The sequence below is a fragment of the Paeniglutamicibacter sp. Y32M11 genome (assembly GCF_019285735.1).
Taxonomy (GTDB): domain Bacteria; phylum Actinomycetota; class Actinomycetes; order Actinomycetales; family Micrococcaceae; genus Paeniglutamicibacter.
This window is the reverse complement of record NZ_CP079107.1, coordinates 65,318-79,629: the sequence shown is the minus strand read 5'-3', so window position 1 is coordinate 79,629 and position 14,312 is coordinate 65,318. Positions and strand designations below refer to the sequence as shown.

The following is a 14,312-nucleotide window of genomic DNA, read 5'->3' as shown; positions in this document are numbered from 1 at the left end:
CTGTGTGTGCTGTGGCTTACTCGCCGGTGACGTCGCTGGAAGTTCCAGCGACTGCTTCGGCGGCGATCTCCTTGGCGGAGAGCACCGGGCCAGCCGCGTGTACCGGACGGGTGTCCTTGCTCAGCCAGACCTCGCGCTCCGGGCGCTTGATGAGGTCGTGGAAGATCTCGGCGATTTCCTTCTGGTTCAGCGTCTCGTGCTCCAGCAGGGCCAAGGCCAGACGATCAAGCACGTGCCGGTTTTCCGTCAGCGCCGCGTAGGCGTCGTCGTGAGCCGCGTCGATGAGCGTGCGAACTTCCTCGTCAACCACGTTCGCCATGGTTTCGGAGTAGCTGCGGCTTGCCGCCTGTCCGTACATGGCATCCCCGGAGGAGGAGCCCAGTTTCACGGCGCCAATGCGTTCGCTCATGCCGTAGTCGGTGACCATGGCACGTGCGGTGGCTGTCGCCTTTTCGATGTCGTTTGACGCACCGGTGGAGGGATCGTGGAAAACAATTTCCTCGGCGACGCGACCACCCATGGCGTAGGCCATCTGGTCCAGCAACTCGTTGCGAGTCACCGAGTACTTATCATCGTCGGGAACCACCATGGTGTAACCCAGGGCCCGGCCGCGCGGCAGGATGGTCACCTTGGTGACCGGTGCCGTCTGGCGCATGGCCGCAGCCACCAGGGCGTGTCCACCCTCGTGGTAGGCGGTGATCTTACGTTCGTGTTCCTTCATCAAGCGGCTGCGCTTCTGCGGGCCGGCCATGACACGGTCAATGGCTTCATCCAGCGCGCGATCATCGATCAGCTGGGCGTTGGAGCGAGCGGTGAGCAGCGCTGCCTCATTCAGGACGTTGGCCAAATCGGCACCGGTGTAACCCGGGGTCTTCTTGGCCACGGCCTTGAGGTCAACGTTGGTAGCCATCGGCTTGCCCTGCGCGTGGACCTTAAGGATCTGCTCGCGGCCGATCATATCCGGTGCCTCCACCGGGATCTGGCGGTCAAAGCGTCCCGGGCGCAGCAGTGCCGGGTCAAGCACGTCGGCACGGTTGGTTGCGGCGATCAGGATGACGTTGGTGGTGGCGTCGAAGCCGTCCATCTCCACCAAGAGCTGGTTCAGCGTCTGTTCGCGCTCATCGTTGCCGCCGCCGATGCCAGCACCGCGGTGACGTCCCACCGCGTCGATCTCATCAACGAAGATGATGGCCGGGGAGTTGGTCTTGGCCTGCTCAAAGAGGTCACGAACGCGCGAGGCGCCAACGCCAACAAACATTTCGACGAAGTCCGAACCGGAAATCGAGTAGAAGGGCACGCCCGCCTCGCCGGCAACTGCCTTGGCGAGCAGGGTCTTACCGGTACCCGGAGGGCCGTAGAGCAAGACGCCCTTGGGGATCTTCGCGCCGACCGCCTGGAACTTACCCGGTTCGCGCAAGAATTCCTTGATTTCGTGGAGTTCTTCCACTGCCTCTTCGGCTCCCGCGACATCGGCAAACGTCACCTGGGGCATGTCTTTCGTGATCAGCTTGGCACGGGACTTGCCGAACTGCATGACCTTGGATCCGCCGCCCTGGGAGCGGGAAAGGATAAACCAGAACAGACCCACAATGAGGATCATCGGGATCAGGAAGCCGAGCATGGAGGTGAACCAGTTGGTCTGCACGGGCTGGTCGGTGTAGCCGTCGAGATTAGCGGCGTTCACCGCCTCTACCACCTGGGTGCCACGGGGCTGGGAGTAGTAGAACTCGACGCTTTTGCCCTTGTCGGCACCGTCAATGGTGAGCGGTTCCTTCAGTGTGAGGTCGACTCGCTGCTCACCGTCGAAGATCTTCGCCTCGGCGACTTTGGAGTCCTTGAGCAGCGCCATACCCACCGAAGTGTCAATGCGCCCGGAGTTACCGCCCAAAAGAGTCGGCAGGAAAATCAGCAATATCGCGGCACCGAGTAGCACCCAAACGATCCAGCTGTTGAAGATCTTTTTCGCGTTCATTGATATGGGGGTCCCGCCCCATCCCTCCTGCTTTCGGACGGTTATCGTCCGGGCGTCTGGGCGACGCCTGAATCTTGCTGCACGTTAATAAGTAAACGCCCTATCCGGTACCCACGGACAAGCAAGCCGATAAGTTCCCCTTTGGGCGTAAGTAGCGCGATGGCCGCCTCCGGGATCCGGAAACGGCCATCACAACACCGACGCGCAGCGTCTGTGCCAAGCGTTATTGATTACTCGTAGATGTGCGGTGCCAGGGTTCCGATGAAGTCCAGGTTGCGGTACTTCTCGTCGAAGTCAAGGCCGTAACCGACAACAAATTCGTTGGGGATTTCCATGCCGACGTACTTAACGTCGATCTGAACCTTGGCGGCTTCCGGCTTGCGCAACAAGGTGCAGATTTCCACCGATGCCGGGCCGCGCGAATGTAGGTTGGCCAGCAACCAGGACAGTGTCAGACCGGAGTCGATGATGTCCTCAACGATCAGCACATCCTTGCCCAGAAGGTCGGTATCGAGGTCCTTGAGGATCCGTACGACACCGGAGGACTGGGTGCCCGAACCGTAGGAGGAGACTGCCATCCAGTCCATGGTGACGTGGGAGTGCAGGGCACGGACCAGATCGGCCATGACCATGACGGCGCCCTTGAGCACACCGACAACCAGGATGTCCCGGCCAACGTAATCGGCGTCAATCCGCGCGGCCAACTCTTCGATCTTGGCCTGGATTTCTTCCTTGGTGTAGAGGACATGCGCCAAATCTGCGCTGACGTCTTTCGAATCCACGAGGGCTCCTGGTTCTGGGGTCGGCATTAAAACCGGTCGAGGGGAGGGCGTTATACCCACGGTCTAGAGTGCCACAATCTGCGTGCTAGCGGGGAACGAGCCCACGCATTCTTGCCGCGACTTGGCGGTACGACCCGGGGTGAGTGTGAGGCAATTCTCAAATATCGCTGCCCGCAGGTGGCCTGCGGAGCCTCAGGAATGCGGATTCTCCGGCCGCTAACCGGGGCCCAGCAACGCGGGTGGCCAGCACCTGACCCTCAAGCTCGATGGGGCCCGCCGATTTCGAATCCCGCACTAAATGATCCAGCGCGCTCAATCGCTCAAAGTCCGGGCTCGGCGCGCCGAGGCCGGAAATTCCTTGGCGTAACACTCGGCTACGTAGCGGGCCGGGCAGCGCCCGTAAAACGTTCAAATCGAGGCGGCGCTCGTGCTCGGTGCTCGCCCGGGTTGCTTCCAGGAGGGCGAGAGCGGCCTGCTCATCGAGGTAGGCGGCGTCCGCACGAGCCAGTGCCGCGGTCCGGGCCAGAGCCCGGGATACCTGCTCGCCGAGCACCTCGCGCAGTACCGGCATCAGCCGATGCCTGATGTCATTGCGCAGGTAGGTGGGATCGGTGTTGGTTGGATCTTCCCAGTAGTTCAGCTGCTCGTGCGCGCAAATTTTTTCCATGGCACTGCGGTCCATTCCCAAGAGCGGACGTAAGAAGGGTCCGCGGACCGCTGGCATGCCGGCCAACGACAGGGTGCCGGAGCCGCGTGCCAGCCCCAGCATTACCTGTTCGGCCTGGTCATCTAGGGTGTGTCCGAGCAAGATGTGAGTTGCCCCGGTTCGCTCAAGGGCAATTTCCAGGGCTTCGTAGCGGGCGATCCGGGCAGCCTGTTCGCTGGAATCGGCAACATCCACCTCCAGCACCAACACCGGGTTTAGCCCTAATGCTCGACACTGCGCGGCGGCGGCGCTGGCCACCTCGGCACTGCCGGGCTGCATCCGATGATTAACCACGACGGCACCGGCGCGAATTTCGCCCTTGCGGTTCAGGAATGCCGCGCTCGCGGCCAAGGCCAGCGAATCTGCTCCGCCACTACAGGCCACCAAGACCGTGGATCCGGTTTCGACCATGGCCCGGATGGCATTTCGCGCATCGGCCAGCACGCGGGGTAGTTTCCCGCCCATCAGCTTCCCTTCCTGCGGATCGTTGCCTTGCGTATGTTGCCTTGGTGTGTGGACTTAGCCTTCTAGAGGGCTGGGATCCGGTGTGCCATCGAGCCGCTGAACCCACAACTCGGGATGGTGCAATTCGTTTTCACTGGGTAGGTTCTCCGCAGAATCCCAGACGCGGTTAAAGCCCTCCATCCCCATCAGCTTCACCGCTCGGTTCACAAATCGTTGCCCGTCGGCGTATTGCCGCATTTTGGCGTCAAGGCCCAGGACCTTGCGCAGCCACTTCTCCACCATTCCACGGTCTTTTCCACGGCCGCCAAAGCGCTGTCGGATGGTACGTACCGTTGGCACAATGGAGGAATCCACCGCGTCCATCACGACGTTGGCATGGCCTTCCAGTAGCGACATCACGGCGGTGATGTGGGAGAGAATTTCCTTTTGTTCCCGGGTGCGCAGCGCTGAAAGCACCCCGCCGGATTCGATCCCCTCTGCGTCCTTCGCGGTAGCCACAGACTTTTCTAGCGCCTTCGCACCGCGCATCACATCACTGGCGGCGGCCCGCAGGCGCTCACCCAGTGCCTCCGGTTCTGCCAGCAGCGAGGCCAACAGCTCGACAATCTTGGACTGCAGATGATCGCGCAGCCAGGGTGCTGCGGCGAATTGCACGCGGTGGGTCTGTTCGTGAAGCGTGACCCAGAGTCGGAAGTCATTTGCATCCACCTTGAGCTCCCGCTCGATGGCGACGATGTTTGGTGCCACCAGCATCAACCGGCCACCCGTGGGGAGATCTGCGCGCAGCAGCCCGGCAAATGGGTCATATTGGCCCAGGACCTTCGAGGACATGAAGGCCAAGATGGCACCCATTTCCACCCCCGTGGCGGTGGCCGAAAGTAGCTGCGTGGCTTCGGAGATCTTTTCGCCGCGGGTCTTGGCCAGCGTCTCCATGGCCGGAGCTAGCATGGCCTCAAAGCTTTGGGTGTTGGCCTTGGCCCACGACGCCCGATCAACGATTAGCACCTGCGAATCTCTCAGATCCGCGGCCGCTGCTAAGCCGGTGATGCGGTGCACGTGTTCAACCGAGGCCTCCGCCTTGCGGCGCAGGTCGGCAACTACCGTGGTGATCTCGGCCTCGGTGAGGCTCGGCCCGGCGGTGGAGAGTTTGGCTGCGGTGCTGGCGGCAAGGTCCCAGTTGATCAGCCGGAAATCGGTGGTGGTCATGCCCTCCATCCCATCACGATTTAGGCCCGCAAACCGGGATTGCGCGTTGGGCAAAACCTTGGAATTTGATGTGTGTGCCTGGGCTTAGCTGCAACCGCACTGGGTGAGCGCCAAAGCTGCGGCGTCAAGAACGCCCTTGTGCGGCGCAATGGTCCGATCGGAGGTGTGGACCAGGAAGGAGAACGCCACTAAGCGTCCGTCCTGGGTCACGCTCAGTCCGGTGAGACTGGATACTTCCATCAGCGATCCCGTTTTAGCGCGCAACACCCCGCGCGTCTCCGGTGTTCCCAGGCGCGAGGTCAGGGTCCCGGTTGCACCGGCAACAGGCAACCAATAACTGATATTGCGCAGCGAGGCGTGCTCCGAGCTCGCGGCGTAGGCCAGTGCCGAGGCCAGGGTCAGCGGGGCCACCAAATCGGCGGCAGCTAACCCAGAGGTATCGAGCAAAACGAGCCCGGTGGTGTTGATGCCCAACTCCCCCACGACCCGCGCCACTGCCGCAGCACCGTGGGCGTAGTCCCCTGGCTCCTTGCCGGCCACGGCCACCAAGCGGCCCATGGTCTCGGCCACGTAGTTATCCGAAACTTCCAGCATGAATTGCAGCTGTTCGCTCAGGGGTGCAGATTTCACCGAGGCCAACTCGGTGCCCTCGGTGCCGGAGTCGGTCCGCGTGACGGTGGCGGAAAGCGTGGGGCCGTTGGCCGCTTTTAATGCGCTGCCCAGTGCCGAGGCAAAGGTCTTGGCGGCATACATTCCGGGATCGGCCACCCGTGCTGTCTTCGCTCCGGCGTCGGCCCTGGCTCCGTACAGCGCCAGCGGAGAGATGGGGGCAATGTCGTTTGAGGCGAGCAATGAAGCGTCCCAGGCGGGGTTCATTGCTTCACCGCTAAAGAGCGATTCGTCTAGCTGAATCGTGATGTCGTCCCCGACCTGGCCGCTGCTTTGGGCCGCAGCCAGGGCGGTGGCGGTGTGCTTGGCGAGGGTGCCAAGCCCGGCGTGGCCGCTGACGGATGCGGAATTTTCTCCCGCTCCCAGCAACACGTCACCTCCGCCCACCAACACCACGGTTGTGGGGTCCTTGAGCACCGTCTTGGTACTGAATCGAGTGTTTTCACCCATTGCGTGGGTGGCGGCAACCGCGGTGAGGACCTTCAGGCTGGAGGCGGGGGTGCCCGGGGTGGCTCCGGATCGTGAATACGCTTCCTCACCGGTGGCCACGTCAATGACGCTGGCGGTGATGGTGGCCCCAGTGGCGGAAGCGAAGATCGGATCAAGCGTTTGTGCCAGCGCCGTGGTCTCCGGTGCCCCGAGCGCCGGATCGAGGGCCGGCAGCGCCGTAGCGCTGGCGGCAGCCAATACTGCAGGAGCCGCAGGTGCCACGGCTTCTGGCTTTTTCTCTGGTGAGAACACGGGAATAAGGAAGAAGGTGAGCAGCCCCAGCAGGATTCCGGCCACTACTGCCAGAATTCCTGCACGCCAAAATGGGTGCGTTATTTTCATGCTGCATCCTTCGAAATCGTCGTAGTCCCGCCGCGCCATATACCCTTAAGCGCAGCACCCCTAAGACTAGACGGCAATCAGACGCGCCCGCGTCCGCACATGCCGCTGGTCACGAGAGTCGAGGAGACTTTTCATGAGCCACGACGTCACCATCGAGATCCCTGCCGGATCGCGTGTGAAGTACGAGATCGATCACGAGACGCACCGTCTGCGTCTGGACCGCGTGCTGTTCACCTCCATGCAGTACCCGACCCACTACGGTTTCTTTGATGACACCCTGGGCGAAGACGGCGATCCGTTGGACGCCTTGGTCTTCATTCCGGGCGTTGACCTGTTCCCGGGCGTTGTCGTCGAGTCCCGCCCGATCGCCGTGTTCAACATGACCGACGACGGTGGCGGAGACGCCAAGCTCGTCTGCGTTCCTGCGGATAAGCGCTTTGACCACATTCAGGAATTCGAGGACCTTGACGGATGGCTCATCAAGGAAATCGAGCACTTCTTCCTGCGCTACAAGGATCTGGAGCCGGGCAAGTGGGTTAAGGCCGAGGGCTGGGAAGGCCGCGCGGCCGCCGAAGCCGAGCTGGAGCGCTCGATCGAGCGGTTCAAGACTCAGGGCTAAGTTGAGCTCCGGCTGTGCCGGAGCTGAAGCCAACGGGGCAAGGTCCTTCGCAGTCATGCGAGAGACCTTGCCCCGTTCTTGTTAACTCATTTTGGGCTCATTGGTCGATTCGCTCTCAGGCGACGGTCTTCCAGGCGGATACCAGTAGCGGCACGGCTCTTTCCAATTGCTGGGTATCTAGGGCGTAGGGCACCCGCACCCAATGTTCTAAACCGTGATCATTTACCGCGAAGGTGGACCCGGGGCTCAGGATCAGACCGCTTTTCTTGGCCTGTGCCACCAAGGCCATGGATCGCGGGGCCGGTAAATTACACCAGAGTGACATGCCTCCACCGGGCTTTTGAATGCTCCACTCGGGTACCTGAGCGCCCAACGCGGCATGAGTCCAATCGCGATTTTTGCGCAGCTCGGCGCGCGTGGGAGAGTCCAATCCCGCTCGTTCGGTCATCAAGAGGTTCAGCACCAATTGCTCCAGCACCGGTGCGCCCAAGTCTACGGTGGAGCGAACCTGGTTGATGGCCCCAATGAGTTCCCGTGGCGCCCTGATCCAGCCCAGCCGCAATCCTCCCCAATAGGTTTTACTAGCACTGCCCACGGTAATCAGGCTCGGGGCAAACGTGGCCATCGGCAGAACGTCGGGTCGATCATCAAGCCACAAGTCGGCATTGGTTTCATCGATGATCCCGCGGACGTCATGGGTCACCAGCGCCCGGGCCCAGCGTTCACGCCCCGCGTTGTCCAGCAAGGTTCCGGTTGGGTTGTGAAAGTCGGGCAGGCACAACATGGCGCTGATGCCGCCGCGTGCCAGCGCTGCCTCGATGCCCGGGATATCGCTGCCCTCGGGGCCGATCGGCAGGGCCGTCATGCGGGCTCCGTGCTGCCGCAGCGATGTCACCGAATTGGGGTAGCTGGGGCTTTCGGCCAGCACTCGAGCACCGCGCGCGAGCACCGCGCGGGCCGCGGTGGCCACCGCCGACAGTGCGCCTGCGGTGACGATGATCTGGTCCGGGCTCGTGGGAAGGTTTCGTCGAGTGTACTCATGCGCGATGGTTTCGCGGAGCACGGGCAAACCCATCGGGTAGTAACCCATCCCGCCGATATAGCCGGGTAGTTGGTCCAGGGCGCGTTCGTAGTAGCTGGCCAGACCCACCGGGGCGGTGGGTGCCCCGCAGGTGAGGTCGATGCCACCGCTCGGAAGCGTTTCCTGAATACCCACGGCCAGCGGCTCGGAGCCGCCCCCGATGTCTCCGCCGGGGATCCGGATCCTGGTGCCAGATCCCTGCTTGGCTTCGGCGAAGCCGCGTTCTCGTAACTCCTGATAGGCCCGGGTGACGGTGGTGCGACTCATGCCCAGTTCGCTCACCAATTCGCGCTCGCTGGGCAGCATGGTGCCGTGCAGTACTCGTCCGTTGGATACCAGCTGCCGGATTCCCTCGGCCAGCCAGCTGTAGGCGGGTTGTTCGCCCACTCGGGTTCCCAGCATGCTGCGCAGGCTACGGGCGGGCAGATGACGTGTGATGACTGACATAAGTCCAGTGTGCGGCAATTGGCTCTTTTTTTGAAGGCCATTTACGGTGATGATTGATTCATGACAAAGCTCCGCTCCCCCGAACTGGCCCGCTTGACCCCCCTGGCACAATTACGAGCCGGCCGCCTGCCCTACCGCATCATCCAGCTTTTTGTGGGCCTGTCGCTCTTCGGAGCGGCCATGGCGGGATTTGTTCGCTCGGGACTTGGCCTAGCTCCGTGGGACGTGCTGCACTACGGCGTCACCCTGCACACCGGACTTAGCTTAGGCACCGTCGTGATCATCTTCGGCTTCTTGGTCCTGCTGCTCTGGATTCCACTGCGACAAATGCCCGGCCTGGGCACCATCGCCAACGTCATCTGGATCGGCCTATCCGCCGATGTCGCGCTGGCCTTCATTCCCGAGGTTCACGGTCTCCCCGCGCAGTTGGCACTCTTTGCCGGCTCACTGTTGGTCAATGGCCTCGGCGGTGGGCTGTACATTGGCAGCCAGTTGGGCCCGGGTCCGCGCGATGGACTGATGACCGGGTTACATGCCCGCACCGGAATCAGTCTGCGCTTGGCGCGCACCGGTGTTGAGGTCATGGTGTTGGTGATCGGCTGGTTCTTGGGCGGAATTGTCGGATTTGGAACCATCATCTATGCATTGGCCATCGGCCCGCTCACCCAACTTTTTCTGCGCTTTTGCATCATCGATCTCGGCATCCAGCCAGTTCTTGAGGAAACGCTCAACGACTCCCCCGCGGTGTCAACGGCCACCGCTGGACAACCACCCACGCACGGCTAGTTCGGCGTTTATCCAGACGAACGCGGCATTGCGCTGCATAATGGGGATTGTGTATGTCCTAACCCTTAAGCAACGCGATCGACGCGTCGACGGTGACCTTGTTGATGAAATGCTCGCCTCGCTCGAGTCAATTCCCGCACTGACGCCCTTCCAGCGCTCCGGACCCGCCATGGTTGTAGGGGTCCCGGAACGCGCCGAAGACGCGGTGCACGTTGTCCTGATGGCGCTGCGCAGCCATCATTGGTTTGTCGGTCTTGGTGTCGGCAGCCTTTACGAACCGGTACCCCGAACGGCCAAGTACCTCCAAGGAACGGCGCTTGGTTACGCGCACACCGCGCTGGAGCGCTCGGAACACACCGGGGATCGGATTCCGTTAAGCGTTATCGGTGCACATCCAGCCCTAGCCTCCGAGGCCGAGGCCGTGCTGCGTCTCCTGGGACAAATTGTCAGCACCCGGAGTGCTGCGGAGTGGGCGGTGCTGGACTTGCTGACTCCCGGGGTCAGAGGTCAGCAGAAACTCGTTGCGGCGGAACTTGGCATCAGTGCCCAGGCGGTGTCCAAAGCGGTGGTTCGTTCGGCGTGGGTGGAGGAATGGGCCGCTCGCCCGGCCGCCGCCCGGTTATTGCGCATCATCGCGTCTCCGGAGCTTTCCTTCGGCCCCTAGTCATCAGCGGGTTGCGCACGTAGGATCGGCATGACCAAGCGATCATAGCTCGCTCGGTATTCACACCCCGCACGATGGCCTAAGGAGCAAACGATGGTTCCGGAAATCAATTGGATCGCCGTGGTTGTTGCCACGATTTCGACCATGGTGGTGGGAAGCATTTGGTACACACCCAAGGTGTTCGGCAACTACTGGATGCGACTAGCCAAGGTGACACCCGGCGAAGGTAAAAGTGCCGTCATCCCGATTGTGGTCACGCTGATCGTGAGCTTTGTCAGTGCCTGGGTGCTAGCCGGGGCAACGTACCTGTCCTTCGCCTTCTACGGCGGATCTTTCCTGAGTAATGCGCTGCTCACCGCGCTGATCCTGTGGGGCGGATTCACCGCCGCGCGTTTCATCACACACGATGCCTTTGAGGGTCGACCCATCGGGCTGACGATCTTGAACTGTGTCCATGAACTGGTGACCTTCATGGTCATGGGCCTGATCATCGGGCTATTTGCCGTCTAATAACTCAACGGTTCGGGCGGCCAAGGACTTATGGGGCAGGCGTCTGGGAAGGAAGCGGAACCTGCTCAAATTCCAGCCACCCGATGGTGTACTTTCCACCGCGTTCAAACACATCAAAACGGATGCCCTCGGGATGGCTAGGGGTGCTGAGCGTTAATTCCGACCAGTGACCCAGCTCGGAATGGACCACCGCCTCCACGGTGAAACCCTCGGCCACATCGAGGGCTTCCAGCTGTTTCGAGAGCCTGTTGAATTGCGCGCCGACGGTGTCGGTGCCACCCGTGGTGGTAACCCGGCATACCTCGATTTGGTCCTGCTCAAGAGTGGAGCTGACCAAATGACTCATGGCGCTTTGAACGGTGGTCTCCCCGGTATTGCAGATGACATCCGGCGAGGAGCACCCGGTGAGTAAAGCCCCCACACCGAGCAAGGACAGGGCAAGGACTCCGGCGCGTTTCATGGGTTTAAGCATAGTCACTCATGATGCCCGGGGACCGCAGCCGGACGTGGGTTCGGCGCGGGCACTCGTGGGAATTGCCGTTCATCCATGCAGAAGCCGCAGCATCCCTTGTAGAATCAAGTTTGATGACTATCGAATCGATAAAACACTGGTGGGTCCCACGTTGAATGACTCCGAAGAATTCTCCGTCGCCGGCAAAGCCCAAGAGCGTACGGTTCCGGCGAAACGCGTCTCATCGTTGGCCGATGTACCCATGGAGAATTACCACCCGCTGGTTCCCTCACAGTTCGGGGACGGATCGTGGGGCGTACAACCACGACTCGGGCGAATCCTTGCGGCGTGGCTCATCGACCTGATCTTTGTCGGCTTAGTTGCCGCGGTGCTGTGTTCCGGCGCCGCCTCGGCGGTGGACTTCTTCGGGTTCATGGCGTTTGCCCTCGTGCTGTTGTCCTGGGTCTATGGCTTCTGCTGCGCCAGTGGGAACAGCATTGGAACGTTGATTCTTGGTACGCGCATCGTCCGCCTGAAAAACGCTAAGGCCCCGGGCTTCTGGCGTGGCGGATGGATCATGTTCTATCGCATCGTCTTGTTCATCACGGCTCCCGTACTGATTGTCGCTGGCTACCTTAACGGATTCAACAACACCGGGGACATGCAACGAATCCTGCACGGGAGCATCGACAAGCGACGCACCGCTGCCCTTCGCTCGACTTAAGGAAAAACTCGCCACGGCGGGATGCCGTGGCGAGCGCCAACTCAGTGGATAGGCTGCTCGAGCCTTAGGCTACTGCGCGCTCCAGAATGCCATCAAGGACCGTTGCCAGTCCGTCGTCGTCCACGCCGCCGGTGATCTCATCGGCAGCTGCCTTGACCTCATCTGGCGCCTGCCCCATGGCCACTCCACGGTGCGCCCACCCCAGCATCTCGATGTCGTTGCGGCCATCACCCACGGCGATGGTCTGCTCGATGTCGAAGCCGCGACGAGCACGTAGCACCTCTAGGCCGCTGGCCTTGGTGACGCCCTCGGCGGCGATGTCCAACCAGGCGGTCCAACCCACCGAGTAGGTGACGCCGGAGAGCCCCATGGATCCGACCGCAGCACCGAAGTCTTCGGCGGTGGCGTCGGTGGAGAAAACCACCAGACGAACCGCGGTGGCCTCGAGCATTTCATCCAGCGTCACGGGAACCGCCACAACGCCAAAGCTGGCGTCTTGAAAACGTTCGGTGGAGAGGAACTCTCCCCGATCGTTTTCCAGTGCGTATTTGGCCGTTGGCAGCGCCTTGATCAGCGCCCGCAGGGCGGGCGCCGGGTTAAAGGTCTTCCGCTCGATGACTTCGTAGCCATCCTCGAGTGTTGTATCGATGCGTGCGGTGACCCCGCCATTGCAGCAGACGGCATAGCCGCTTTCGATGCCAAGCATCTGGATCACCGGGAGCGTCGCGCCGAGCGAGCGCCCGGTGGAGATCACCACCTCGTGTCCGGATTCCACGATGGCTCGTGCCGAATCCTTGACGGTTTGGCTCATTTGCCCGTCGTGGTTGACCAACGTGCCGTCAACATCAAGGCAAATCATGTACGTTTCGGTTGCTTCTGACCGGTCTTCGATGCCGGCTCTTGTCATAACTGTCATTTAACCAGTGAAGCACCTAAATCGAATTCATGTCATGAGCCAAAGCACAATCAGTCGTGAACGCTTCATGAATGTCTTTCAAAAAACGCTCTTCAGCCACAATCTTTCGCGATCTTAAACGCGGCTGGCGAGGGAAAACATTCCCTCGCCAGGCGCGTTTATTGTTGTCGACGCGGCCTAGAGGACCTGCATGACTTCCATGCCGCCCAGGTACGGTCGCAGCGCCACCGGAACGTTCACCGAACCATCGGGGTTCTGGTGGTGCTCCAAGATCGCCACAATCCAGCGGGTAGTGGCTAGGGTTCCGTTCAGTGTTGCCACCGAGCGAGTCTTGCCCGGCTTGCCATCTGGACCGATCTCACGTTCCCGGATGTTCAGGCGGCGAGCCTGGAACGTGGTGCAGTTCGAGGTCGAAGTCAGCTCACGGTAATCGCCTTGAGTCGGAACCCAAGCTTCGCAGTCAAACTTTCGCGCCGCACTCATGCCCAGATCGCCTGCCGCGGTGTCGATGACGCGGTAAGGCAATTCCACCTTGGCCAGCATCTCTTCTTCCCAGGCCAGCAGCTTGGCGTGCTGTTCCTCGGACTCCTCCGGGGAGCAGTAAACAAACATTTCCAGCTTGTTGAACTGGTGCACGCGAATAATGCCGCGGGTGTCCTTGCCGGCAGAACCTGCCTCGCGGCGGTAGCAGGAGGACCAGCCGGCGTAACGCGTCGGGCCCTGCGAGAGATCAAGAATCTCATCGGCGTGGTAACCGGCCAGCGCAACTTCGGAGGTGCCGACCAAGTAGAGGTTGTCGCGCTCGAGCTTGTAGATCTCGTCATCATGGGCGACGTCGAAGCCGGTGCCCTGCATGGTCTCGGGACGCACAAGGGTCGGAGTGATCATCGGGATGAAGTCGTTTTGTACGGCCTGATCCAAAGCCATGTTCATCAGGGCGATTTCCAAGCGCGCGCCAATGCCCTTGAGGAAGTAGAAGCGGGACCCGGAGACCTTCGCGCCGCGTTCCATGTCGATCGCGCCAAGCAACTCACCGAGCTCAAGGTGGTCGCGGGGTTCGAAGCCTTCTGCAGCGAAGTCACGCGGGGTGCCCACGTGTTTAACAACCGTGAAGTCGTCCTCGCCACCGGAGGGAACTCCGTCGAGAATCAGGTTCGGAATGGAGCGCTGCAGGGCCGTGAAGGCAGCGGCGGCTTCATCCGAGGCAGCCGAGGCAGCCTTTACGTTGAGGGAGAGTTCCTTGACCTCGGCGAGCAGGGCCTGCTTTTCTTCACCCTTGGCCTTACCCACCTTTTTGCTGAACACATTCTGTTCGGCCCGGAGAGCTTCAAAGGATGCAATCGACTCACGGCGTACCGTGTCGGCCGCCAAAATTGCATCAATCAAGGACTCATCCGCCCCGCGAGCACGCTGCGAAGCACGGAAGGAATCTGGATTTTCACTGAGTAGTTTTACGTCGATCACGCCCTAAGCCTAGCAATGC

The 14,312-nt window shown here is 61.3% G+C and carries 14 protein-coding genes; 5 read left to right on the top strand and 9 right to left on the bottom strand.

Annotated elements, in window-relative coordinates:
• Nucleotides 1-16 precede the first annotated feature (16 nt).
• The 5 genes from ftsH to dacB all read right to left on the bottom strand — a co-directional run bounded on the left by ftsH (nt 17) and on the right by dacB (nt 6,631).
• Nucleotides 17-1,972, bottom strand: coding sequence for an ATP-dependent zinc metalloprotease FtsH (ftsH, locus tag KUF55_RS00375; protein ID WP_218817658.1), 1,956 nt, complete (start codon nt 1,970-1,972; stop codon nt 17-19).
• Nucleotides 1,973-2,202: 230 nt separating this feature from the next.
• Entirely contained in the window at nt 2,203-2,781 is a 579-nt protein-coding gene (gene hpt / locus KUF55_RS00370) for a hypoxanthine phosphoribosyltransferase (protein WP_370630933.1), read from the bottom strand.
• Nucleotides 2,782-2,911: 130 nt separating this feature from the next.
• Entirely contained in the window at nt 2,912-3,925 is a 1,014-nt protein-coding gene (gene tilS / locus KUF55_RS00365; RefSeq protein ID WP_218817657.1) for a tRNA lysidine(34) synthetase TilS, read from the bottom strand.
• Nucleotides 3,926-3,979: 54 nt separating this feature from the next.
• On the bottom strand, nt 3,980-5,131 hold the full coding sequence (locus KUF55_RS00360; RefSeq protein ID WP_218817656.1) for a zinc-dependent metalloprotease: 1,152 nt from the start codon (nt 5,129-5,131) through the stop codon (nt 3,980-3,982).
• 84 nt (nt 5,132-5,215) lie between these two features.
• Complete coding sequence (gene dacB / locus KUF55_RS00355) at nt 5,216-6,631, bottom strand: D-alanyl-D-alanine carboxypeptidase/D-alanyl-D-alanine-endopeptidase (protein WP_218817655.1); 1,416 nt, start codon at nt 6,629-6,631, stop codon at nt 5,216-5,218.
• A 133-nt stretch (nt 6,632-6,764) separates the two neighbouring features.
• Between dacB and KUF55_RS00350 the strand changes: the two genes are divergently transcribed.
• Nucleotides 6,765-7,250 (top strand): inorganic diphosphatase, encoded by a 486-nt coding sequence (locus KUF55_RS00350; protein WP_132360915.1) that lies wholly within the window; start codon nt 6,765-6,767, stop codon nt 7,248-7,250.
• A 115-nt stretch (nt 7,251-7,365) separates the two neighbouring features.
• On the opposite strand, the gene KUF55_RS00345 is transcribed toward KUF55_RS00350, so the two are convergent.
• Nucleotides 7,366-8,718, bottom strand: coding sequence for a PLP-dependent aminotransferase family protein (locus tag KUF55_RS00345; RefSeq protein ID WP_218817654.1), 1,353 nt, complete (start codon nt 8,716-8,718; stop codon nt 7,366-7,368).
• A 120-nt stretch (nt 8,719-8,838) separates the two neighbouring features.
• Between KUF55_RS00345 and KUF55_RS00340 the strand changes: the two genes are divergently transcribed.
• The 3 genes from KUF55_RS00340 to KUF55_RS00330 all read left to right on the top strand — a co-directional run bounded on the left by KUF55_RS00340 (nt 8,839) and on the right by KUF55_RS00330 (nt 10,738).
• Nucleotides 8,839-9,564, top strand: a complete 726-nt coding sequence (locus tag KUF55_RS00340) for a YitT family protein (RefSeq protein WP_218817653.1) — start codon at nt 8,839-8,841, stop codon at nt 9,562-9,564.
• A 49-nt stretch (nt 9,565-9,613) separates the two neighbouring features.
• Nucleotides 9,614-10,228: a hypothetical protein gene (locus tag KUF55_RS00335; protein ID WP_132360911.1), complete on the top strand. Its 615-nt coding sequence runs from the start codon at nt 9,614-9,616 to the stop codon at nt 10,226-10,228.
• 93 nt (nt 10,229-10,321) lie between these two features.
• On the top strand, nt 10,322-10,738 hold the full coding sequence (locus KUF55_RS00330) for a DUF1761 domain-containing protein (protein ID WP_132360909.1): 417 nt from the start codon (nt 10,322-10,324) through the stop codon (nt 10,736-10,738).
• A 28-nt stretch (nt 10,739-10,766) separates the two neighbouring features.
• Here KUF55_RS00330 and KUF55_RS00325 read toward each other — a convergent pair whose 3' ends face one another.
• Nucleotides 10,767-11,198 carry a hypothetical protein gene (locus tag KUF55_RS00325; protein ID WP_132360907.1) on the bottom strand — a complete coding sequence of 144 codons (432 nt, stop codon included), beginning with the start codon at nt 11,196-11,198 and terminating at the stop codon, nt 10,767-10,769.
• 163 nt (nt 11,199-11,361) lie between these two features.
• On the opposite strand from KUF55_RS00325, the gene KUF55_RS00320 reads away from it, so the two are divergent.
• The gene (locus KUF55_RS00320; protein WP_218817652.1) at nt 11,362-11,913 is read left to right on the top strand and encodes an RDD family protein; all 552 of its coding nucleotides are present in this window, start codon (nt 11,362-11,364) and stop codon (nt 11,911-11,913) included.
• Between the two features lie 64 nt (nt 11,914-11,977).
• Here KUF55_RS00320 and KUF55_RS00315 read toward each other — a convergent pair whose 3' ends face one another.
• Nucleotides 11,978-12,829, bottom strand: coding sequence for an HAD family hydrolase (locus KUF55_RS00315; RefSeq protein ID WP_218817651.1), 852 nt, complete (start codon nt 12,827-12,829; stop codon nt 11,978-11,980).
• Nucleotides 12,830-13,006: 177 nt separating this feature from the next.
• Nucleotides 13,007-14,293 (bottom strand): serine--tRNA ligase, encoded by a 1,287-nt coding sequence (gene serS / locus KUF55_RS00310; protein WP_132360901.1) that lies wholly within the window; start codon nt 14,291-14,293, stop codon nt 13,007-13,009.
• Between the last annotated feature and the right edge of the window lie 19 nt (nt 14,294-14,312).